17 protein-coding genes are annotated in these 23,338 nt (G+C 34.1%); 12 read left to right on the plus strand and 5 right to left on the minus strand.

Going from position 1 to position 23,338, the window contains the following annotated elements:
* Window positions 1–237: 237 nt before the first annotated feature.
* From IWX84_RS08115 to IWX84_RS08130, 4 genes are all read right to left on the minus strand, one after another.
* The gene (locus IWX84_RS08115) at window positions 238–1,467 is read right to left on the minus strand and encodes an MFS transporter (protein ID WP_196850235.1); all 1,230 of its coding nucleotides are present in this window, start codon (window positions 1,465–1,467) and stop codon (window positions 238–240) included.
* Window positions 1,468–1,474: 7 nt separating this feature from the next.
* Entirely contained in the window at window positions 1,475–2,680 is a 1,206-nt protein-coding gene (locus IWX84_RS08120) for an efflux RND transporter periplasmic adaptor subunit (protein ID WP_231385446.1), read from the minus strand.
* Window position 2,681: 1 nt separating this feature from the next.
* The gene (locus IWX84_RS08125; protein ID WP_196850236.1) at window positions 2,682–7,013 is read right to left on the minus strand and encodes a CusA/CzcA family heavy metal efflux RND transporter; all 4,332 of its coding nucleotides are present in this window, start codon (window positions 7,011–7,013) and stop codon (window positions 2,682–2,684) included.
* Window positions 7,014–7,135: 122 nt separating this feature from the next.
* Window positions 7,136–7,534 carry a hypothetical protein gene (locus IWX84_RS08130; RefSeq protein WP_317192112.1) on the minus strand — a complete coding sequence of 133 codons (399 nt, stop codon included), beginning with the start codon at window positions 7,532–7,534 and terminating at the stop codon, window positions 7,136–7,138.
* A gap of 515 nt (window positions 7,535–8,049) precedes the next feature.
* Between IWX84_RS08130 and IWX84_RS08135 the strand changes: the two genes are divergently transcribed.
* From IWX84_RS08135 to IWX84_RS08185, 11 genes are all read left to right on the plus strand, one after another.
* Window positions 8,050–9,354, plus strand: coding sequence for a phage integrase SAM-like domain-containing protein (locus tag IWX84_RS08135; RefSeq protein ID WP_196850237.1), 1,305 nt, complete (start codon window positions 8,050–8,052; stop codon window positions 9,352–9,354).
* Window positions 9,355–9,362: 8 nt separating this feature from the next.
* Window positions 9,363–10,091: a hypothetical protein gene (locus IWX84_RS08140; protein ID WP_196850238.1), complete on the plus strand. Its 729-nt coding sequence runs from the start codon at window positions 9,363–9,365 to the stop codon at window positions 10,089–10,091.
* Window positions 10,092–10,148: 57 nt separating this feature from the next.
* Complete coding sequence (locus IWX84_RS08145) at window positions 10,149–10,415, plus strand: helix-turn-helix domain-containing protein (RefSeq protein WP_196850239.1); 267 nt, start codon at window positions 10,149–10,151, stop codon at window positions 10,413–10,415.
* 3 nt (window positions 10,416–10,418) lie between these two features.
* Entirely contained in the window at window positions 10,419–12,047 is a 1,629-nt protein-coding gene (locus tag IWX84_RS08150; RefSeq protein ID WP_196850240.1) for a phage/plasmid primase, P4 family, read from the plus strand.
* Window positions 12,048–12,576: 529 nt separating this feature from the next.
* Window positions 12,577–14,031: an N-6 DNA methylase gene (locus IWX84_RS08155; protein WP_196850241.1), complete on the plus strand. Its 1,455-nt coding sequence runs from the start codon at window positions 12,577–12,579 to the stop codon at window positions 14,029–14,031.
* On the plus strand, window positions 14,028–15,254 hold the full coding sequence (locus IWX84_RS08160) for a restriction endonuclease subunit S (protein WP_196850242.1): 1,227 nt from the start codon (window positions 14,028–14,030) through the stop codon (window positions 15,252–15,254). Before IWX84_RS08155 ends, IWX84_RS08160 begins: the two co-directional genes overlap by 4 nt.
* 18 nt (window positions 15,255–15,272) lie before the next feature.
* Complete coding sequence (locus IWX84_RS08165) at window positions 15,273–16,931, plus strand: ATP-binding protein (protein WP_196850243.1); 1,659 nt, start codon at window positions 15,273–15,275, stop codon at window positions 16,929–16,931.
* A 54-nt stretch (window positions 16,932–16,985) separates the two neighbouring features.
* Window positions 16,986–19,322 carry an EcoAI/FtnUII family type I restriction enzme subunit R gene (gene hsdR, locus IWX84_RS08170; protein WP_196850244.1) on the plus strand — a complete coding sequence of 779 codons (2,337 nt, stop codon included), beginning with the start codon at window positions 16,986–16,988 and terminating at the stop codon, window positions 19,320–19,322.
* A gap of 46 nt (window positions 19,323–19,368) precedes the next feature.
* Window positions 19,369–19,665 (plus strand): hypothetical protein, encoded by a 297-nt coding sequence (locus IWX84_RS08175; protein WP_196850245.1) that lies wholly within the window; start codon window positions 19,369–19,371, stop codon window positions 19,663–19,665.
* Window positions 19,666–19,805: 140 nt separating this feature from the next.
* Window positions 19,806–20,462 carry a vWA domain-containing protein gene (locus tag IWX84_RS08180; protein WP_255549314.1) on the plus strand — a complete coding sequence of 219 codons (657 nt, stop codon included), beginning with the start codon at window positions 19,806–19,808 and terminating at the stop codon, window positions 20,460–20,462.
* A gap of 22 nt (window positions 20,463–20,484) precedes the next feature.
* Window positions 20,485–21,630 carry a hypothetical protein gene (locus IWX84_RS08185; RefSeq protein WP_196850247.1) on the plus strand — a complete coding sequence of 382 codons (1,146 nt, stop codon included), beginning with the start codon at window positions 20,485–20,487 and terminating at the stop codon, window positions 21,628–21,630.
* Between the two features lie 33 nt (window positions 21,631–21,663).
* Here the strand turns inward: IWX84_RS08185 and IWX84_RS15440 are convergent, their stop codons facing one another.
* A complete protein-coding gene (locus IWX84_RS15440; RefSeq protein WP_196850248.1) occupies window positions 21,664–21,873 on the minus strand; it encodes a helix-turn-helix domain-containing protein in 210 nt (69 codons plus the stop codon).
* A 259-nt stretch (window positions 21,874–22,132) separates the two neighbouring features.
* Between IWX84_RS15440 and IWX84_RS08195 the strand changes: the two genes are divergently transcribed.
* A complete protein-coding gene (locus IWX84_RS08195; RefSeq protein ID WP_196850249.1) occupies window positions 22,133–23,251 on the plus strand; it encodes a hypothetical protein in 1,119 nt (372 codons plus the stop codon).
* Window positions 23,252–23,338 lie beyond the last annotated feature (87 nt).

Consider the following 23,338-nt stretch of genomic DNA (forward strand, 5'->3'; position numbering starts at 1 on the left):
TGTTTCAAATATATAGAAAAGATACTACAAATAGACAAATTGATGTGTTATTTTATTTGCAGAAACACGGGAGGGTCAGATATTTTTTCTAGATTTTATAGTTTAGGGATTTATAGTGGCAAATAAGCTTAAAAATTCCAACATGTCATTTTATAGCGCACTGTGGTAAAAAATGCTATTTCGAAAAGACGTTTTTTTAATTAAAACGCCAATTTTGAAAATTAAGTAAATTCTTGATTATACTGATTCCTTTTTTCTACTAATCACAAATAAATAGAAACAAAGTATTGTTAACAGGAGTAATGTTCCCATTCCTCCAATAAAAAAATCATTATTTTTGAAATAAGTACCAGTAAAACCTGCTATCGGATAACCAATTGCCCACCACAGATGTGACCATGCAAAATGACTTCCATACACTTTGCCTTGCTGCTCTAAATCAATATTCTCAGCAATCAAAATTTGTGATGGCATTTCCGTAAAGCTTTGTCCTAATCCTGCAATTATCCAAAAAACCAATAAAACTTTAAACGGTACATAATTGGCAAATGAAATCGAAAGTGCTAACATAAATGCTCCAAAAAGCAACAATTTTGTTTTCGTTTTTGTTTTATCAATCGCATTGGCTGAAAATGCTGCTATTGTTGCTCCAATCCCAAAAGCGGTCATAGCCCAACCGTATTCTATATTGGTTAATTGCAAATCGCCTTTGATGTGTCCTATCGTATTTACCAATAATTGCGCTCCTGCTATTGCCGCAACTAATTCTATTAATAGAGAAAACCGAATTGACCTATTTTTAAATAGTAATGTAGTTCCATTTTTAATGTCTTTCCAGATGTTTAAGAAAGGGGAAGGCGATTGAATTTTATCGTATTTCAAAGATTGCATTGGAATTAAGAACACTAAAAATGTGGAAATTACGAACGTAAATCCATCGAAAAAAAACAATTGTCTTGAACCAAAAAACACGGCCAGACCTCCTGCTAATCCTGGTCCAAGTATGCCTAATAATTGCCAAGTTCCGTTGGAAAGTGCGATTGCATTTCCGTAGTTTTCCTTTTTACAAATCAGTTGCGGAATACTCGCTTTGTATGCCGGTGTGAAGAATGCATTGAACACATTGAGTAGAAAAATAAGTACATATACTTGCCATAATTCTTTAACAAATGGAAATAAAAACACAATTACAATTCGGGCCAAATCAGCACAAATCATGATCCATTTTCGGTTAAATCGGTCAGCGATTACACCTGAAAAGGAACCAAAAATGATAAAAGCAGTTACTCGCAAGGTCAATGCTGTCGCTAATATTTGTGCCGATTGACCACCGCCAAATTCAAATGCCAAAAGTGCGATTCCTACCCATGTAAACGCATCGCCCAAAAGACTTATAGTTTGCGCCACATATAATTTTGCAAATAGTGGTTCTCTAAGGGATTTTAATGGTGCTGTTATGTTTATCATTTTAGTATTAATCTTCTACATTTTTTATTTTCATCAAAATGGCGTACGCCCCTTTTATCACAATATTTTTACCTTTAAGATCGTCGTTTGCAATAAGTTCAGTAAAACCATTTTCGGTATTTCCCGTGTTCACTTCTTTCATTTCAAATTGCTTATTTCCTTTAGCAACAAAAATGTAATTTTTATTTTCAAAATTCACAACGGCATCCGATGGTAAGACATTAGAAAGTTGGCTGTTTAATTCTATTTCGGCATTCATATACATTCCTGGCAATAGAGCTTTGTCATAATTTGTAAAATGACAGTGTATTATGGTACTTTTATTCTCAGAAAAGTCCTGACCTATTAGAATAATTTTACACGGATAAGTTTTGCTAGGATTTGTGTTCGTATAAGCAACAAGGGATTGCCCAATAGTTAATTTATTAATGTCTTTTTCAAAAACGGTTAGTGCTAAATGGATGTCTGTTGGATTTACAATTTCAAAAAGAATATCACTCGGGCTAACATATTTACCAATATTTACATTGACTTTAGAAACATATCCGCTTATTGGTGAATAAATATTGATGCTTTTTGAAATGGATTTCGTCGAAACATTATTCGGATTAATCCCTGCAAATTTTAGTTTCTCTCCATAGGATTGCACTATCACCGAAAGTGAATTGTATTCGGCTTGTGCTTGTTGATAGACCTTGTCGCTGCTGGCTTTGCTTTGATTGAGTTCTTTTTGTCTTTCAAATTCTGCTTTGGCATAGCCAATTTTTGCTTTCGCCAAGAGATAATCTTCCTGCAATTGAATGTATTGTTGGTCTTCAACTACGCACAATACCTGACCCTTATTCACATACATTCCTTCGAGTAATTTGGTGTTTTTCAGATAACCACCCATTGGTACACTAATGGAAACTAAATTTTGTGGTGGCACGTCGATTTTTCCGTTTAACTTTAGCGTTGCCGATATTTCTTTTTTCTCTATTTTTCCAGTTTGAATACCAGCATTTTTTAGTTGCGCATCGCTTAGTGTCGTCGTGTTCTCGGTGGTTGGTTTGGCTTCAACTTCGCTTTCTGTTTTTTTATTTCCACAAGAAGAAAGAATTAAAACGGCCGTAATTGTTATAAATAGATGTTTACTTACCATTTTAATATTGTTTTTTTTGTGTTCGTGACCCGAGCCTAAAAGGCGAACGGATGTAATAATCTTTGATGTCATTTTATTTTGATATTAAATTCAGTAAAATAATGATGGTTTGATTTTCTTTTCTGACCGCTTCAATATAATTGCTTTGAATTGCTGTGTTTTGATTGATTAGCATTACCCATTCCAGATAATTGATGTCGCCATTAATGAATTTCTTATTGGCCGCATTGGTTATCAAATCCACATTTTTCAAGGCCTGATTTTCATAGTACAATACGGTTTCTTTGTCCTTTTTATATTCATGAAGCAATTCCTGATACTGATTTTGCAGTTTTAATTTTTCATTAATTAAACTATTTTCCGCGATTTGAGTATTTATTTCGAAGGCCTTTTGCTTGTTCGGTATAGCCGAATTAAATAAAGGCAAAGCAATTCCAAACTGACCGTAAATTCCGGTGTTACTATCTTGAAAGCTAGTATTGGTTTTAAAAGATTGCCAATAAACACCGCCAATAAATTCAGGTAATCTTTTCGATTTTTCTAAAGAGACGAGCGCTATATTGTTTTTGACTTCTTGCTCTTTTAATTTTACACTCGGATGATCTGTAATTGTTCTTTCATCCTCACTTCCATTATATTCCATTTTGAAAATAGGGGCAAAAGGGATAAAATCGGTCTCTGCATTTAACAAATAGTTGAACTGCAATTGAAACATTTTATAATCGCTTTGTATTTCCTTCAACTGCAGTTTTATTTGTCCCGATTGATTTTCGGCAGTTGCTTTTTCTAAAATGTTGCTTTCTCCTTTTTCGAAACGAAGCATCGATTTTCGTAAAAATTCAGAAAAAATACTATCACTTTTTTGCAGTAATTTTTCTTTTTCCTGTAGATAAATTATTTCATAAAATACGGTTGTAACTTGATTTGTCAATTCCTTTCGCTGCAAATCTTCATTCCACTGTCCCATTTTAGCCTCTTCCACTAAAAGCTGTTTTTGTCTTTTATAAACCGTCGGGAATTTTATGTTTTGTGAAATTCCGATTTTCATATCATTCATAGCACTGTTAAACTGTCCATATTCTCCAATAATTCCTGTATCTGGAATATCATAGCCCGTTTTGGTCATTTTTTGTAGATAGGCTGAATTTAGCTTTCCATTTTTGATTTTTACATTATTTGAAAGCGCGGTTTCAATGGCCTTCTCTAATGTAATTTTTTCTTGTGCAGTTCCATTTTGAAAAATGAAAAATAACCCAATTGCTAGTATTGTTGTAATGGATTTTATCTTCTCTGTTTTTAATTTTATTCCTTTTTCGAACATAATATATAAAATTGGTAAAACAAATAAGGTTAAGAAAGTGGCGACAATCAATCCGCCAATTACGACTGTTGCCAATGGTTTTTGTACCTCGGCACCGGAACCATTGCTCAATGCCATTGGCAAAAAACCAAGTGAGGCCACAAGAGCTGTCATAAGAACCGGTCGTAAACGTATTTTAGTCCCTTGTAAAACAATTGCTTTTAAATCAGTCTCTCCTGATTTTTTGATGCGATTAAATTCGGCAATTAAAACCAAACCATTCAAAACGGCAACTCCAAATAAGGCAATAAAACCAACGCCGGCACTAATACTAAATGGCATTCCTCGCATTGCCAAAAAGAATATTCCTCCAATCATTGACAACGGAATAGCCGAATAGATCAATAGTCCTTGTTGTACCGATTTAAAGGCAAAGTACAAAAGAATAAAAATTAAGATTAGCGAAATGGGAACTGCAATTAGCAGTCGGTCTTTTGCGGCATTTAGATTTTCAAAAGCACCACCATAAGTAGGATAGTAACCCGCGGGGAAATTTATTTTTGTGGCAACTTTTTCTTGCAATTCTTTTACGATACTTTGTACATCACGACCACGAACATTAAAACCAACCACAATTCTACGTTTGGCATCTTCTCTTTGTATTTGATTTGGTCCTTCAGTAATTGCAACTTTTGCCAACTGTGATAATGGAATTTGTACACCGTTTGGCGCAGGAATTAATAAATTTTGAACATCTGCCAAGTCTTGTCTTTTTTCTCCTGCCAAGCGAACCACTAAATCAAATCGCTTTTCATCTTCGTAAATTAATCCTGTGCTTTGTCCTGCAAATGCAGTGTTGACTATTCGATTAATGTCTTCAATGTTTAAATCATATTGTGCAATGGCAGGACGATCGTATTCAATTACAATTTGAGGCATTCCCGTAACCGTCTCGACATAAAGGTCAGAAGTGCCTTCAACGGTATGGACGATCTTTCCTAATTTAGTAGCATATAAAGCCAATGTATCTAAATTTTCACCATATATTTTACAGACTACATCTTGTCTTGCACCTGTCATTAATTCGTTAAAGCGCATTTGAACTGGATATTGAAATCCATAGGAAACACCGGGGACTGCTTCGAGTTCTTTGGCCATTTTTGCTGATAATTCATCGAAGGTGGATGCTGATGTCCATTCACTTTTGTCTTTCAAAATTACCATCATATCACTGGCGTCGATAGGCATTGGGTCGGTTGGGACTTCACTGCTACCAGTTTTACCCACTACTTTTTGTACTTCTGGGAATTTATCCAATAATATTTTGGCACCTTGGGAAATTGCCGTCATTGAAGTTTGTAAATTACTACCCGGTAAAACCCTTGTTTCTACCGCAAAATCCCCTTCTTCGAGTGACGGCATAAACTCGCCACCCATAAACGAAAGTGTAACGATAGCTAAAACGAATAAAGCTAATGTTGTTCCTATTATAATTCTTGGAATTCCCAATGCTTTAGTTAAAAGAGGTTGATAGAAATTTTCTAATTTTTCCATCATTCTATCGGAGAAATTTTGTTTGTGTGTAATTTTTTTACTTAAAAATAAAGAAGTCATCATTGGAATGTAAGTCAGTGACAAAACAAAAGCACCGAACAAAGCAAAAGCGATGGTTTGTGCCATTGGTAAAAACATTTTGCCTTCAATACCGCGTAACGTGAAAATTGGAATGTAAACAATCAAAATTATTAATTCGCCAAAAACGGCTACATTCCGCATTCTTGTTGACGTTTCTAGAACCACACCATCCATTTGATTTTGAGTTATTTCTCCATTCTTCTTACTGTGTAAACTAAACAAACAGGCTTCCACAATAATTACAGCGCCATCCACAATTAGCCCAAAATCTAATGCACCTAAACTCATTAAATTTCCGCTTACGCCAAATAAATTCATCAGGATAACTGCAAACAACATCGCTAACGGAATAACCGAAGCAACGATTAATCCTGCTCTTACATTTCCTAAAAAGAAGATTAGGACAAAAAGCACAATTAATGCGCCTTCGATTAAGTTTTTTCCAACAGTTGAAATGGAATTGTTGACCATTTTTGTTCGGTCTAAAAAGGGTTCCACAATCACGCCTTCAGGTAGGGTCTTTCGAATTTGTGCAATTCGTTCTTTAATGTTTTTTATGACAATATTACTATTTGCGCCTTTCAGCATCATAACGACCGCGCCCGAAACTTCTCCTTTGCCGTTGTAGGTCATTGCTCCGTAACGAATGGCACTTCCAATACGAACATCTGCAACATCGCGAATAAATAAAGGGCTACCGGTAGTGGTATTTTTAATAGCAATATCTTTTATGTTTTCAATCGTACTAATTAATCCTTCACTTCGGATGTATAAAACCTTTGGTCCTTTTTCGATATAAGCACCGCCTGTATTTTGATTGTTTTTTTCTAAAGCGGTGAAAACATCCGCAATAGTAATATTAAAGGATTGTAATTTATTTGGGTCTATGGCAATTTCAAATTGCTTTAATTTTCCACCAAAACTGCTTACCTCCGCAACTCCTTCAACTCCTAATAATTGGCGGCGAACAATCCAATCTTGAATGGTTCGTAACTCTGTTACATCATATTTTTTCTCGAAGCCAGGTTTGGCTCTTACCACATATTGATAGATTTCCCCCAGACCAGTAGTTACAGGCGCTAATGTAGGTGAACCAATACCTTTTGGAATTTGGTCTTTTACAGCACTTAATCTTTCGGTTACTTGTTGCCTTGCCCAATACACATCAGTTGCATCATCAAAGACAATGGTTACAACTGACAATCCGAAACGTGAAAAACTACGAATTTCTTTTAATCCAGGAATATTACTATTCGCTTGCTCGATTGGAAATGTTATTAGTCTCTCAATATCGGTTGCGCCCAACGATGGTGCAGAAGTGATTACCTGCACCTGATTATCGGTAATATCCGGAACGGCATCGATGGGTAATTTTGTAAATTGATAACAACCGTAACCAATAAGAGCAACTGTAAATAGCCCGATGATGAGTTTGTTTTTTATAGAAAATTCTATGATTTTATTCAGCATAACTTTTAAAATTAATGAAATGGATACAAAGTACCATTCGCGATAAATAGCAAACAGCATTTCAAATAAGAAATCAGAAATACCTAGGATATCTCCAATTAATTATTAAAAATAAAAAATCATTAACTCAATTTAGGGGGGAGCCAGATACAGGCAAAGACATCTGAAGTATAAAATTCCTGACAAAATGGTACCGTACTATTTATGAAAATAATAGTTGGTTCGCAAAATGAGAACACTGTAGGATTTTCAAAAGCCAATACCGTATTAAGGGAAGAATTTAATGTTTTAAAAGGTAAATTTTGATGATTGTCATGATCATCTTTGTCAGAATGTTGTTGATTATTATTGTAATGGATAATTATAAAGTCACTAAATGAAATATTGGGTTCATTATCATCATGGTCGTGATGCTCTAAGAAGTGGTGTATTAAGTTGGGTAATTTCAATAATTGCCCCATCTCTGTGTTGGCACACAAAAAGACAAGCAGAAATGATATGGCAATAGTTTTTCGTAACACGGTACGAATATAATTATAAAGTTTGTTTTTTTTGATTTTTCATCCGCTTATCTTTTGTTCTTAATACCAAAAGTCTAGGATTGAGATAAACTCCGCTTTTTATTTATTCGTGACCATGTTTGGGATTGACTTCGTCTTTCCGAACAAAGATCCGCTTTGAAAATAAAAATGCTTCAAAAATAATTTCAAGTAAACTTTATGATTTTTCATGACTTTGTTATAGGTAGAGATTGACCTCGTCCTTCTCAACAAAGCTCCGCTTTGAAAATAAAATACCCAAATTAAATAGTTAAAACGAGCTTTACTATTTAATTTGGGTATTTTATTTATTCGTGACCACGGTGGGGACATTACCCGTGTATTATTGCGAAATTTAATGTTGTATAAATCTAGTGATAATGCGGGAAGTACTGATTTTGCTGTTCCGCAATAAATCGGAACAATTCGCTTAAATACACTTTATGTTTAGCAAATGTTTAGCAAAATAAATTATCTTTGTTTTTCAATTTTTATTTATGGCTACTCTTAAACTCTTACTTAGGAACAAAAATCAAAATTCCAATATCTATGTTCGATATTCTATTGAGCGAGGAAACGTGCTCTGGAGAAAAACAGGGTTCATTGTAGACTCTAGGTTTTGGGACGACGAAAAAGAAAGGACTAAACTGAAAGATGAAGACTCTAAGAATTTAAACTTTAATTTAAGAGATTTAAAAGCATCTTTAGAAAACGCTTATAACGCAGGGATTAGTTCAGGAACAGAATTCACTGGAGAATGGCTACAACTTCAGATAGACTTATTCAATAAAAAAATACCGGTTGTCGCATTGGATGTTTTGACAACGTACATACAGAAGTATATAGACGAAGCTCCATTCAAACAAAATGCAAAAAAAGAACTAGGATTAAGTAATGGGCGTGTTCAGAATCTAAAGCTGTTTAAAAACACAATTATTCGCTTTGAAACTGATATACTCAAGTGCAGAAGTATATTGATAAAAGAGATAGATTTAAAATTTGTTGAAAAGTTTAAGATGTGGTTGTTCGGCTTGGGATATTCCACTAATTACGTAGGAAAAAATATTGCTAACATTAGAACAATATGCCTTGATGCATCAAAAAATGATATCGAGACTTCTCCACAAATTAAAAATATCAAAGGTGTATCCGAAAGCCGAGAGCCTGAGGATGTGGTATTTTTGAGCGATGATGAGCAGGAAGCTATAAAAAAAGCACCACTTGTAAGAGACGCACTTATAAACGCCCGGAAATGGTTGTTATTGGGATGCCTGCTTGGGCAACGTGGAGGTGATTTGTTGAGCATTACTGAAAAAAACATCGTAGAGCGGGCTGGTGTGAAATTTATTGAATTAAAGCAGCAAAAGACTGGTAAATTGGTGTCAATTGTACTTCTTCCACCAGCACAAGAAATATTAGAAGAGGGGATGCCTTATAAAATATCATTAGTTCATTTTAACGAACATATAAAAGATGTTTGTGAAGCTGCTGAGCTATATACTCCGACAAAAGGACGGAAAAAACTTAAATTTAATCAACCCACAGTTAAGGGAGTACATCCGAAATACGAAGTTGTAAGTAGTCACATTTGCAGGCGTTCTTTCGCAACTAACTTTTATGGTCGTATTCCAACAACTGTACTTATGGGTATAACAGGACACGGAACCGAAAGAATGTTCTTGTCTTACATTGGGAAGACCTCTCATGACAATGCGTTGCAAATGTTAGAATATTTCAGTAAACTTCAGCCAAAATCCAAAACTCCAGTCATGAAACTTATAAGAAACACCGCTAAACAATAAATCAAGATATGACTAACTTAAATGAATTTTACAAAAATATAAAGTCATACTCTCGACTTGGGATAAAGAAATACATTATTGCTAATACCGAGAATCTTAAACCCTCCTTACTTATCGAACTAAATTCGGAATTTGTTGATTTGTACTTGGAAGAAATTAAAGCGGAAAATAAGAAGAAATTGAACCAAGAATTTGATGAGATAATTGAGAACCTCTTCGATAAAGACGGATGTAAAAGTTCATTTCCTGAGGGTACAGACCATATCACCGAAAGGCGTTACGAAATGGTAAACGTAATTATTGAGGTGAAAGAAAAAGCTTTTAAAGGAGAATATCTTAGTTACAGAGATTATAATCGCATAAATTATAAAATTTGCGATTTTCAAAGTTGTATGCAGGAGATCATAGAAGAAATAAACAGAAATATAGAAAATAATGATTCAGAAGACTTTCTAGTAGATTTATCCGATACATCTGCCAGTGAAAAAATAATCTATTTAGAGAAGCTTGGGGTTCTTGATTTTTTAAGGAATAAACAACACGTTTCAACAAATGGGTTAGCATCAGCTTTGAGTGCTATTACAGGTGAAAAAATACAGACATTACAACCAATGTTAAACCCAATTGTCAATAAACAAGCTGGACAAAAAAACAACCCATTAGAATCAACTACAACAGTTCAAAAAGTCAAAAAACATCTCAATAACCTCGGTTTCACTCTCAATGAAACGATTTAGGGAAAACCTAAAATAACCCTAAAGTTTGTTTGTGCCTTAATCTTAAATAAGGTACAAATGAACACACAAATTTTTTTAAACGGCATCACTCTCCAAGAGCTTGCCGAGGCAATAGCACCATTATTGCAAACTAAACAAGTTGCAAATACTGCGCCTGAAAATGAATTGATGACCCGGGACGAGGTCTGCAAGATGCTGTCCTTTAACAAAACTTCACTCTGGAAACACACGAAGAGCGGAAAACTCCTTTCGTATGGAATTGGTAACCGGGTACTTTACCGTCGATCTGAAGTATTATCAGCTGTTAAACCTTTAAATAAATAAGCGATGGATAGCACTAGTATACTAACCACCGCCCAATCTTCTGACTCTGACAAAGATACAAACAATTTAGAAAATGCACCTTTTACAGAAGACAATTTTGTAGAACAATCTAATAGTGTTGTGACGCTTCCAAAAACTGCAGATGAGATCTTTCAAGAGCTAATAAAGGGTGTTGAAAAAATAGATTTTGAAAGTTTAGCATTTAATGGAAATAATGCTGAACAAAAAGAAGAATATAAACCGCTTGAAGACAATGAAAGTGTCTCTTTGAACGAAGAGGAAATAAGTGAAAAAGGTGAGAAAAGTGTACAGAAAGAACAGCTAAAGAAATTGAGCAGTTTTGTACTTACAAAAAATCATTATATTATAATTTGCGTTGAAGAACTTATTAATATTGCCAAGCGAAATAATTGGGGACTATGCAAAAAGAATGGCTTTATCTATCTTTATAATGGGGCTTATTGGTCCGAAATCGATAAAGAACAGTTTCAGTTTTTCTTGGGAGAAGTAGCTTTAAAAATGGGCGTTGAGAAATTTAAAGGAAAAATTCATACCTTCAAATCTGATTTATTTAGACAGTTTATGTCAGACGCATTTCTAACAACACCTAAAAGCAACAAAGACGAAGTACTAATCAATTTACAGAATGGTACTTTTGAAATTACGCCTGCCAATAGAGGGTTAAGGAATTTTGATCAAAAAGATTTTCTCACTCACCAATTGTCGTTTGAATACGACACAGTAGCAACTGCTCCCTTGTTTCAAAAGTATCTCGACGAGGTGCTACCAGATAAGGACAAACAAAAAGTACTTGCAGAATACATGGGTTATATATTTATTAAAACAGGTATATTGAAACTTGAAAAAGTGCTTATGCTTTTTGGCGCAGGAGCTAATGGCAAAAGCGTATTTTTTGAAATCATTAGTGCGCTTTTAGGAAGCGAAAATATGAGCAACTATTCTTTGCAAAGTTTGACTAATGAGAATGGATATCACAGAGCAAAACTAAGTGGCAAGCTATTAAATTACGCAAGTGAAATACATAGTAATTTTGAAACATCTATATTCAAGCAACTGGCATCAGGTGAGCCAATTGAAGCACGTTTGCCTTATGGAGATCCATTCACGTTAAATGATTATGCAAAGTTAATGTTCAATTGTAATGAATTGCCCAAAGAAGTGGAACAAACTAACGCCTTTTTCAGAAGGTTTTTAATCATGGAATTCGATGTAACAATACCCGAAAGTAAACAGGACAAGGAACTATCAAAAAAAATAATTGAAACTGAATTATCCGGTGTTTTCAATTGGGTACTAGAAGGACTTGACAGACTATTAATTCAAAAGAATTTTAGTAAGTGTGCAGCAATAGATAACGCTCGAAGCGAATATGAAAAGCAAAGTGACAGCGTACAATTATTTATTAATGAAAATGGATTCGAAAAATCAGCTACGAAGTATATTTTAATTTCGGAAATGCATAAAATGTATAAATCATTTTGCATAGAAGATAATTATAAACCCTTAGGGAAGTCAAAATTTATTCAAAGGCTAAATCATCTTAATTTATTTGTTGACCGCTTAAATGTGGGTAATGTAGTTTATTTGACAGAAGCCGTTCCAAAGACTTAAAGGTGATTTTTAAAGGTTTGTTTTTAACAGCACGGATTGCACATTTTACATGATTTAAATAAAAATGGAATAATTTATTTCTTTTCTATATGTAAAAAGTGTAAAACGTGCTGTTTTAAAATAGACTTTTTTTAATCAAAAAGCATTGGTATAGAAATACTTTCCAATTACTTGGAAATTCTTTTTCCTTCTCAAGACAACGAATTAAAGTAAAACCTTCGTTTTCTTAAGAAGAAGTGATTTCGTAATCATTTTAATTTTTTTGTGGTTTCCCGTAATGAAGTTTAAACTCTAAAGAATAGTTTTGTCCGGAGTGATTTAAAACATCTTAGCGTATTTCGTTATTTGTAGTTGTTTTTCTATAAATTAGCGAAGTTGTTTAAATGTAGCTTTCAGAAATAAACCTGATGATTAAGGTAAACCTGATGTATTAAATGAATAAGATTAGTTAGGAATAAATAAACCTGATTTTTTTATCTGAGCTTAAAATAACAAATGTATTTTTGACCGTATAAAAAGAATTGAATAAATGTTTGAACAGACTTTTAAGAATATAGATGATATCCTGCACAAAGACGCAGGTTGTGGGAGTGAGTTAGATTACGTAGAACAAACATCTTGGGTTTTGTTTCTGAAGTACTTAGAGGATTTAGAGAACGATAAAGCAACTGCTGCAGAACTTACGGGTAAGGCATACTCGAACATCTTAGCTCCAGAATTCCAATGGAACACTTGGGCATCACCTAAGGACACTAACGGCAACCTAGACCATCACGCAGCTTTAACTGGTGATGACTTGGCAGATTTTGTAAATATCCAACTATTCCCTTATCTCAAGAAATTCAAAGCTGATGCAATTAGTGCTGATACTATCGAATATAAAATTGGCGAGATTTTCAGTGAGCTGAAAAACCGAATCCAAAGTGGGTATAACTTACGTGAAGTAATTAATCGCATCGATGAACTTCGTTTCCGTACACATGCCGAGAAGCACGAAATGAGTCACCTCTACGAGGACAAGATCAAAAATATGGGTAACGCAGGGCGTAACGGTGGCGAATATTATACGCCTAGACCTTTGATTAAAACCATTATTAAAGTTGTCGCTCCAGAAATAGGAAATACTATTTATGATGGCGCAGTAGGTAGCGCAGGCTTCTTGTGTGAGGCTTTTGATTATCTAATGAACAGCAAAAAACTGACTACCACTGATATTACCACTTTACAAAAAAAGACCTTTTACGGAAAGGAAAAAAAATCATTGGCTTATATCATTGGTACAATGAACATGATTTTGCACGGCGTAGAAGCACCAAATATTATCCATACCAACACCCTAGCTGAAAATCTCTCCGACATACAGGAGAAAGACCGCTACGACATCATATTAGCAAACCCGCCCTTTGGCGGAAAAGAACGTGCTGAGGTACAACAGAATTTCCCAATAAAAACAGGAGAAACGGCTTCCTTGTTTATGCAGCATTTTGTAAAAATACTAAGAGCAGGTGGTAAAGCAGGTGTGGTAATTAAAAATACCTTCCTGAGCAACACAGATAACGCTTCTGTGGCTTTACGAAAGCTTTTATTAGAAAATTGCAACCTGCATACGGTTTTAGATTTGCCGGGCGGAACCTTTACAGGCGCAGGTGTAAAAACAGTTGTCTTGTTCTTTGAGAAAGGAAGTGCAACCAAAAAAGTGTGGTTCTACCAACTAAACTTGGATAGAAACCTAGGCAAAACCAATGCCTTAAACGAAAAAGATTTGGCTGACTTTTTAGTCTTACAAAAAACCTTTGGCGAAAGCGAAAACTCTTGGAGCATTGCTGTAAAAGACATTGACTCAAATACCTTTGATTTAAGTGCCAAAAACCCGAACAAAAAAGAAGAAGCTGCCTTGCGTAAACCAAAAGAAATTTTGACTGCAATGAAAGCCTTGGACGAAGAAAGTGAAGCTATTTTAAACTCAATTTTGGAATTGATATGAAACAAGGTTGGGAAATAAAAAAGTTGGGGGAAGTTTTGGTGAAAACAGAAACAGTTGACCCAACTAAAAAGCCGAATGCAGAGTTTACTTATCTTGATGTGTCGAGCGTAAATAAAGAAACAAAACAAATTGAGAATGCTACGGTGTTAATGGGAAAAGATGCACCAAGCCGAGCAAGAAAATTAGTAAGGACAGATGATGTAATTTTTGCAACAGTTAGACCAACACATAGCAGAGTTGCTTTAATTACGGAAGATTATGACGAGCAAGTTTGCAGCACTGGGTATTTTGTATTAAGAGGAAAGGATTTTATTTTCAATCAATACCTTTTCTATTTCTTACTAACAGATGAATTTAATGAGCAAATGGAAAAGTTGCAAAAGGGAGCAAGTTATCCAGCAGTTACTGATACCGAAGTAAAAAGTATTCTTCTTCGTTATCCTAAATCCTTCCCAGAACAACAGCGCATAGTAGCCATCTTAGACGAAGCCTTTGCCGCCATAGCTAAGGCGAAAGCCAATGCCCAACAAAACCTTAAAAACGCAAAGGAACTTTTTGAGAGTTATTTGCAAGCGGTGTTTGAGAATAAATGTGAGGGTTGGGAAGAGAATACATTGGGAAGTGTTTGTGAAATATCATCAAAACTGATAGACCCAAAAAAACTTGAGTTTCAAGATTTAGTTCACATTGGTGCAGGAAACATTATAACTCAAAAAGGAACACTAATTGATTTAAAAACAGCAAAAGAAGAAAATCTTATTTCTGGTAAATTTTTGTTTGATGAGCAAATGATTCTATACAGTAAAATTCGACCTTATCTAATGAAAGTGGTTAATTGTGATTTTCAAGGACTATGTAGTGCGGATATTTACCCGCTATTGCCTTTTACAGAGAAAATGTCAAAAGATTTTTTATATCATTTACTGTTGTCAAAAGATTTTACTGAATATGCAATTTTAGGTTCTCAAAGAGCTGGTATGCCAAAAGTTAATCGTGAGCATTTATTTGCTTATAAATTTTATCTTCCTTCACTAATAGAACAACAAACCATAGTCCAAAAGTTAGATGCCTTAAATGCTGAAACCAAAAAATTAGAAGCTATTTACCAACAAAAAATAAATGATTTAGAGGAGTTAAAAAAGAGTGTGTTGCAAAAGGCTTTTGCTGGGGAGTTAAAAAACAAAGCTGAAGTGAAAAAGCAGCTTAGCGATGTAAACGTTTAATTATGTAATGAAAGTGTAATGGAAGAAAATAAGAGTCTTGATAAAAAATCTTTACGTTTTCTAAAAGGCAAACAAACCGACTGGGATGAGTTAGCCAAAGATTGTGTGGCATTTGCCAATGCGCAAGGAGGCGAAATCCTAATAGGTATAGAAGATAATTCTAATCAGCCACCTAAAGATCAAAATATAAAAGACAAGAATATACCAGAAACTATTCAGAAGAATATTGTACATCGCACTATAAATGTAGCTGTAGCTATTACTATTCTAATTGCTGAGAACGGCGGGGAATACATAAAAGTTCAGGTTTTTAGAAATGCGCAAACCATAGCATCCACCACTGACGGAAAATACTACATTCGAATTTCTGATGAATGCCGTCCAATTCCTCCGGATGAGATGGCACGATTGGCTGCCGAAAAAAATGCCTTTGTCTGGGAAGAACAAACCACCAAAAAAGTAGATTCGTCCTTAACAGATACAAACAAAAGAAATAGTTTTTTAAAAGATATCCGAAGTTCTTCCCGTGTAAGTGCTTTTATTAAAGAAATGTCTGATGAAGAGATATTTGATTATTACTTTTTTCAAAAAGGTAATTATTTAACCAACCTGGGTGTTCTTTGGATAGGTCGTAGAGCCGAAAGAGCTTCGTTGTTGTATCCTCCTGCAATACAGGTTATACGATATGATGAAAACGACGAGAAAGTTTGGAAACTCCTGCTGGATGATTATTTTCTGAATCCGAAAGAGTTGTTAGAAAAAGTGCTTACAGATGTACCGGATTGGCAGGAAAGTATAGAAATTTCTGAAGGCATGTTTAGAAAAAACATTCCCTTTTTTCCATTAGAAGTAGTCCGGGAATTAGTTGCCAATGCTTTGGTTCACAGAACCTATACAACAAGAGGAGATATTTTCATCAACATCTTTACTGACAGGCTGGAAATACATAGTCCAGGCAGATTGCCTTATGGAGTAACGCCAAGTAATATTTTAAGCCAATCTATCAGAAGAAACGAACATCTTTCTAAGGTTTTTTATGATCTGGGTCTTATGGAAAAAGAAGGCAGCGGCTATGATTTGGTCTACGCAAAGCTGTTAGGTTCTGGTAAACCTATTCCCATGGTAAAAGAAACAGATGAAAGAGTTACAGTTATCATTAGAAAACAATTTATAAGCAAAGAAATTGTTCGTTTGATGGACAAAGCAAGTTCTGAATTTACTTTAAAACAAAAAGAAGTAATATCACTTGGGTTAATTGCGCAACAACAGTCTTTAAGCGCAGTAGAAATATCTAAGTTAGTAAATCAAAATGAGGAACAAGGGTTGCGAAATTGGATTGGAAAATTAGTTGATTATGACCTGATTAAAAAAACGGGTACTGGAAAAGGAACACAATACGCCATCAACCCTGAATTTATCAGGAAAATTAATTTTGCAGGAAAGACTACTTTAAAAAACATTGAAGATTATAGACTTGAAGAGCTGTTATATAAAGATATTAAAGCCTATCCATCAAGCGCTTTCGGAGATATTCACAAAAGAATAGGTGAGGAAATCAATAAGCATAAAGTGAGACGTGTACTAAAGGAGATGCATGAGAATAAACAAATATTTTCAAAGGGTGAATATAGGTGGAAGCGATATGCTATTGAGCAAAGTTTGTTAGAAAACGAATAAACGCTCAATAGAAACGCAATAGAAAATTTGTAAAATCTAAAATTTTTTTAATATATGAACGAAGCCGAAACAAGAGCAGAACGCATTGATCCAAAGCTAAAAGCTTGCGGTTGGGGAGTTGTTGAAGGGTCAAAAATTCTTCGGGAACGCTTAGCTAAAATTACTGATGGCAAAATTCAGGTTGGAGGCGGAAGAGCGAAACCTCTTGTTGCGGATTATATTTTAGTTTATAAAGGAATCAAGCTCGCTGTTGTAGAAGCCAAAAGTGATGAATTAGGTGTAGGTGAAGGAGTAGCTCAAGCAAAGCTGTACGCTGAGAAACTAAATCTGGAGACCACTTATTCAACAAACGGACATGAAATTTACAGTATCTGCATGAAGACAGGTACAGAAGGTCTGGTGGATTCTTTCCTTTCTCCAGAACAGTTATGGAACAAGACTTTTGCCGTACAAAACGAGTGGCGTGAAAAATTCGCTGCTGTGCCTTTTGAAGAGAAAGGAGGTACTTGGCAATTACGTTACTACCAAGAATTAGCAGTTAAAAATACCTTAGAAGCACTAGCGAACAACGAAGACCGCATTTTGTTAACGCTTGCAACAGGAACTGGGAAAACCGCTATTGCATTTCAGATAGCATGGAAACTGTTTCAGACGCGATGGAACTTAAAACGCGATGGAAGCCGAAGACCAAGAATATTATTTCTAGCAGATAGAAATATTCTAGCAGACCAAGCCTTTAATTCATTTTCGGCATTTCCTGAAGATGCTTTGGTGAGAATAAGCACAAAAGAAATTAGAAAAAAAGGTAGCGTACCTACAAACGGAAGTATCTTTTTTACCATTTTTCAGACTTTTATGTCTGGAACAGATGCAGAAGGGAAACCTGCTCCCTACTTTGGGGATTACCCTGCTGACTATTTTGATTTCATAATCATAGATGAATGTCACAGAGGAGGAGCTAATGACGAAGGAAACTGGAGAGGAATTTTAGAGTATTTTTCGCCTGCAGTACAACTGGGTTTAACCGCAACACCAAAGCGAAAAGATAACGTAGACACGTATAAATATTTTGGAGATCCGGTTTATATCTACTCACTTAAAGAAGGCATTAATGATGGTTTCCTTACTCCTTTTAAAGTTAAGCGCATCAAGACCACGATGGATGATTACATCTTTACAGGAGATGATGAACTAATTGAGGGAGATGTAGAAGAAGGAAGGTTGTATAAAGAAGCTGACTTTAACCGAATTATAGAGATTAAAGCAAGAGAGGCAAAGCGGGTACGCATATATATGGATGATGCTAATCAGAATGAGAAAGCAATTATCTTTTGTGCAACACAAGATCATGCTGCAGCCGTTAGGGACTTAGTAAATCAGTACAAGAAATCAACCAACACAAATTACTGTGTACGTGTTACTGCTAATGATGGTGAAATTGGAGAACAATTTTTGCGTGAATTCCAAGACAACGAAAAGTTTATTCCAACCATCCTTACGACCTCACAGAAGCTCTCAACTGGTGTAGATGCACGAAACATTAGAAACATTGTTTTGATGCGTCCTGTGAACTCTATGATTGAGTTTAAGCAGATTGTAGGACGAGGCACGCGCATGTTTGACGGAAAAGAGTTTTTTACCATTTATGATTTTGTCGATGGCTACCACCATTTTGCCGATCCGGAATGGGATGGTGAACCATTAGAGCCAAAAGAACCTGCTGTTAGAGAACCAAGCCCACCTTATCCTGATAAAGAACCTAAAGAAGATGAAGAAGGCGGAGAACCTAAAGAAAAGCGCAAAAAAATTAAGATTAAACTGCGTGATGGTAAGGAAAGAGAAATCCAACACATGATTGCTACTTCTTTTTGGAGTGCGGATGGCAAGCCTATTTCTGTGGAAGAGTTCCTGAATAATTTGTTTGGCGCACTTCCCGATTTTTTCAAAAGCGAAGAAGAATTGCGCACCATTTGGAGCAATCCTTTAACCCGAAAAACATTGCTCGAGAAGTTAGATGATGCAGGTTTTGGAAAAGACGAATTGTCTACTCTTCAGAAGCTAATAGACGCAGATAAAAGTGATTTATTTGATGTGTTGGAATATGTCTTCAATAGCGATATTAAACCTATAACCAGAGAAGCACGAGTGGCAGCTGCGCAAGCAACAATTTTTGCTTTACTTAACGATAAACAGAAAGAGTTCATAGAGTTTGTTTTAACGAAGTATATAGAGACTGGCGTAGAAGAATTAGACCAGGAGAAATTACCAAACTTGCTTACAAACAAATACCAATCTCTTGAAGATGCTAAGTCAGAACTAGGAGATGTTACAAACATAAGAAAGCTTTTTATAGAGTTTCAGAAGCATTTGTATGAGGAGAGGGTGGCTTAATTAGACAATAATAACGAATCTGGATAAAAAGTTTAAATCAAACAATATGGAAAAATCTATTAAAATAATTCTGATAATATTTGCAGTTTTGGTTGGTTTATTGGTTTTGTCGTCTGTTCTGGGATTAATCTCAAATTTATTTAATTTTCTAAGAGAAAATTATACTGCAATTTTCGTTATTGTAGCAGTAATTTCTGGTTTAATTCTGCTTACAGCCGATAAAGTAGAATCTACAGGTCTTAGATCTACAGCTGTATTACTCTTTTTTATATCGCTATTAAATTTAGTAGGTATCTTAATTGGAAGCTTTATAGAGCAAGGTATAGAATCATTTTTTAAGTAAACAAATGGCTATAATAAGGAATACTGCAACTCAATGCGCTTTATGAGAATATTTAAATTTAACATCATTTGCAAGGTTGCAAAGAATCTGATACACTAATTGAATATGCTAGTTTTGTTTCATAATTAAATAATAATATTATGAAAAACAAAAAAACGTTATACCATTTTGTACTTGATAAAAGTGGTTCTATGGGAAATTGCAGAGAAACAACAATCATTGGATTCAATAGTCAGCTAGAAACTATTAAAGAATTACAAAAGGAATTTCCAGATCAAGAATTTGAAGTTTCTTTGACAATCTTTGATGATAATGTTGAAAGTATATTTACGAATCTAGGACTAAAAGAATTTGAAAAACTAACACCTTCAATGTATCAACCTAATGGTTGTACAGCTCTGTTAGATGCCATAGGAATATCTATAAACCAAATTAGAATGACTAATGAATCTAAAATCCTCAATGATGAAATGAGCATTGTGGTGGTCATACTAACAGATGGAATGGAGAATGCCAGTAAAGAATTTACATATCATCAAATCGCAAGTACCATTAAAGCTTTAGAACAAACTGAGAAATGGACTTTTACTTTCTTGGGAGCCGATATTGATGCTATTCACACCTCAAAAATGTTGAATATCAGGGAAGAAAATGTTGTGTCTTTTAATAAAAGCGATATGGGCGAAATGATGAATGAAATTAGTAATGGTATGCGCCAATATTCAAATAGTAAATCTGAAGGTAAAATAAAGAAAGGCTTTTTAGATTTTATTGTAAAAAAAGATCGTAGAAATTAATTAAATAAATTACTTTGGTTTTATGAATATACATCTATTACGATCACCGGAATTAAAAGAGGAAACCTATAGAAACGTACTGCATTTATTGCAGCAATTCCGAGGACCTATGCATTTTCTTGAATGTGAAGAAGAAGTGTTGTTAGACAATTCTTATGATGAAGTAAGAGTATGGGATAATAGTAACGATTTTGAAAAATTACATCATATACAATTCAGTCGCTCAATGAAGGAAGTGTCTGAATTAACTATTGCGTTTCCTTATAATGAAAAAGTAAAAACTTGGAAACAATTATTTTTAGAATGTAAAAAGTATAGGTCTGTAAAAAAGATTTCTGAGGATGATATTGTTGTATTGCTTACCGATTATGGTAATAATCCAAATTGGTTTGGAGGAATTTCTCCTTCTATGAAAAACTATTTTATTCAAACCTCAAACTGGGAACACTTCTTTGGTACTAGCATAGATGTTAGATTTCCCATAGCCTATGAAGTGATTATTTGGTTAATGCGTTTTTATATGTTTCCGACAAATGAAGCAATTATGGCCAATATCCACAAAACTCCCATAGGCTGTATAATGGATTTCTGTCAGGATAAATCGCAAATTATTTTAAAAATGCGAACTGCAGATGTTTGCGATAGCTGCATGAATAAATTTATTGAGAGAGACGTTCCGAAATTATACACAAGACAATTTTTTGATATGTTAGATGGGATAAGGGAGACTATGACTTTCAGAGGACGTTCAAAATTATTACAACAACCCAGTAGAATGGAAATAAAAGGATATACCAAAAAGATTTTTTTTACTGATTTAGGAGGTCTTGAATTGAGACTAAATCCAAAGGAAAAAGCACTCTACTTATTATTCTTAAACCATTCTGAAGGAATTAATTTAAACGAGTTACAAGATTATAAGGAAGAATTGAAACAATTGTATACTCGTTTTTGTAACCTATCAAATCCAGAAGTAATTCACAACGCAATTAAATTTCTTGTCAATCCTTTCGAAAATGATATAAATGTCATATTGTCAAGAATCAACAGGAAAATAAAAGAAGCGGTTGGAGAGTCGTTGCTAGATCTTTATAGCATTAAAGGGGAAAGAGGTGAAAAAAAGTTCATAAAACTAGACAGGGAATTAGTAAAAGATTTAACTAATTAATTTTTATACTCTGCTGGAATTAAAAAATGCTATCTATTTAAAAAGTTCAATCACCTCGACTTCTAAAGCTTTAGAGACTATGTCTAATGTTGAGAGTGTTGCATTGGCTCTGCCAGCTTCTAACCTTGACATATTGCTCTTCTCAAAGTTGCACTTGGCAGCCAAATCTTGTTGAGATAAATTTTTCTCAATCCTGATTTCCTGAATACGATTACCAACCTTTATTTGTAAAGAATTTCCCAAATCTTAATTATCTTTTATGATAAGTCAAAATTTGTTCTATATTTGATTTATATGGTTATCATAAAAGATAACTGTGTTTGTTTTTGCAGAATGTGGAAAACCGTAATGAAATGATTCTGAAAAGAAATTACTTTGTGAGATAGCTATGCTTTCCTAGTTTAAATAGACACAATAAAGCTCAATTAATATTTTAATGCATAAAATCAATTTAAAAACGGATACCTGATGCCGTAAATAAGTAAGGATTATTTAAATAAATATGAAGAAACTAATTTTTATTTTATCGTTAACTTTTTTGTTTTCGTGCTCAAAACCAGAAGACAATCAGCCTAGTATTTCAAATGTAGTGGTTGAATCAGTTACACCAACCTATGGTTATGCTGGAGATGAAATTACTTTTAATATGTCTGAAAATTTACCTAGCAATTCTAATGTGTCAATATTTTATGGTACTGAAAAAGCCATTATAAACAGTGTTTCAGATAGAAAAGTAAAGTTTACACTTTCTGCTATAAATGGTCTTCCTGAAATGTCATTGAATGGTAAAGAAGTAATTAATACACATACCTTTTCTTACTTATCTAAATTTATTGAATGTTCTGGATGTAAAGAAAAAGTTTATCCCTATAATGATAGTAATGATATTATCTCATACATAGCAGACACATTTGAAATAAATAACACTCTATATTTAATAAGAGTTACTAAAGATAGTAAGCAGAATTACAAAACATATTTAATCAATACGGATATTAATTTTAATATTATTAAAGAAACCCTTCTATTCAATGAAAAGCCATTATCAAAAGCAATTGTTGAGAACAACACGATTGTATTAAACATTCCAAATACTGTATTTTCTTTCGATTTAAATGGTAATAAAATATGGGTATATACTTTAAGTTCTATTTCACAACAAAGTTCTGATAACTCAATTTTAAAATATAATTCATACTATTATGTAATTAAAAGTAACATAAATGATGCTGTCAACAATTTGCATATAGAAATTGCCAAAATTGACCACAATGGGAAGTACATATCATCTATTTTTATTCCAAATCCAAGTAGTACTTATGGGCAATGGGCAAACTCCATAGTAAATATTAATAACAAAATTGTTGTCTTTACTAGTTTTTGCTGCGGTACCAATAATGGTGGACATGTCGTTATCGACATTAATGATAAGATACTGAAAAACGTGATGGGTCTCATTAATGTGCGTGATAGCGACCCATTTATAGAAGGCAATTCTGTTTATTATGGAAACTATGCTAACATAAATAATACGCAGCTAATTAAAATCACTTTAGATGCAAACAATGATTTTAAAACAGACTGGATTAAGGATAAGCTTTTAGGAGGAATAGTGGTTTAGCCCCCTAATAATCGGACTTTAACATTTTAAGTTTTACAAACATACGCAATTAGTCAATATCTTTGTCTTGCAAGGAACAAACGAAGG

The sequence above is a fragment of the Flavobacterium sp. CG_9.10 genome (genome assembly GCF_015752245.1).
Lineage (GTDB): Bacteria > Bacteroidota > Bacteroidia > Flavobacteriales > Flavobacteriaceae > Flavobacterium.

Coding starts and splice junctions, on each gene's coding strand:
- IWX84_RS08115 (WP_196850235.1), bottom strand. CDS start 1,467: ATGATAAACATAACAGCACCATTAAAATCCCTTAGAGAACCACTATTT.
- IWX84_RS08120 (WP_231385446.1), bottom strand. CDS start 2,680: ATGACATCAAAGATTATTACATCCGTTCGCCTTTTAGGCTCGGGTCAC.
- IWX84_RS08125 (WP_196850236.1), bottom strand. CDS start 7,013: ATGCTGAATAAAATCATAGAATTTTCTATAAAAAACAAACTCATCATC.
- IWX84_RS08135 (WP_196850237.1), top strand. CDS start 8,050: ATGGCTACTCTTAAACTCTTACTTAGGAACAAAAATCAAAATTCCAAT.
- IWX84_RS08140 (WP_196850238.1), top strand. CDS start 9,363: ATGACTAACTTAAATGAATTTTACAAAAATATAAAGTCATACTCTCGA.
- IWX84_RS08145 (WP_196850239.1), top strand. CDS start 10,149: ATGAACACACAAATTTTTTTAAACGGCATCACTCTCCAAGAGCTTGCC.
- IWX84_RS08150 (WP_196850240.1), top strand. CDS start 10,419: ATGGATAGCACTAGTATACTAACCACCGCCCAATCTTCTGACTCTGAC.
- IWX84_RS08155 (WP_196850241.1), top strand. CDS start 12,577: ATGTTTGAACAGACTTTTAAGAATATAGATGATATCCTGCACAAAGAC.
- IWX84_RS08160 (WP_196850242.1), top strand. CDS start 14,028: ATGAAACAAGGTTGGGAAATAAAAAAGTTGGGGGAAGTTTTGGTGAAA.
- IWX84_RS08165 (WP_196850243.1), top strand. CDS start 15,273: ATGGAAGAAAATAAGAGTCTTGATAAAAAATCTTTACGTTTTCTAAAA.
- hsdR (WP_196850244.1), top strand. CDS start 16,986: ATGAACGAAGCCGAAACAAGAGCAGAACGCATTGATCCAAAGCTAAAA.
- IWX84_RS08175 (WP_196850245.1), top strand. CDS start 19,369: ATGGAAAAATCTATTAAAATAATTCTGATAATATTTGCAGTTTTGGTT.
- IWX84_RS08180 (WP_255549314.1), top strand. CDS start 19,806: ATGAAAAACAAAAAAACGTTATACCATTTTGTACTTGATAAAAGTGGT.
- IWX84_RS08185 (WP_196850247.1), top strand. CDS start 20,485: ATGAATATACATCTATTACGATCACCGGAATTAAAAGAGGAAACCTAT.
- IWX84_RS08195 (WP_196850249.1), top strand. CDS start 22,133: ATGAAGAAACTAATTTTTATTTTATCGTTAACTTTTTTGTTTTCGTGC.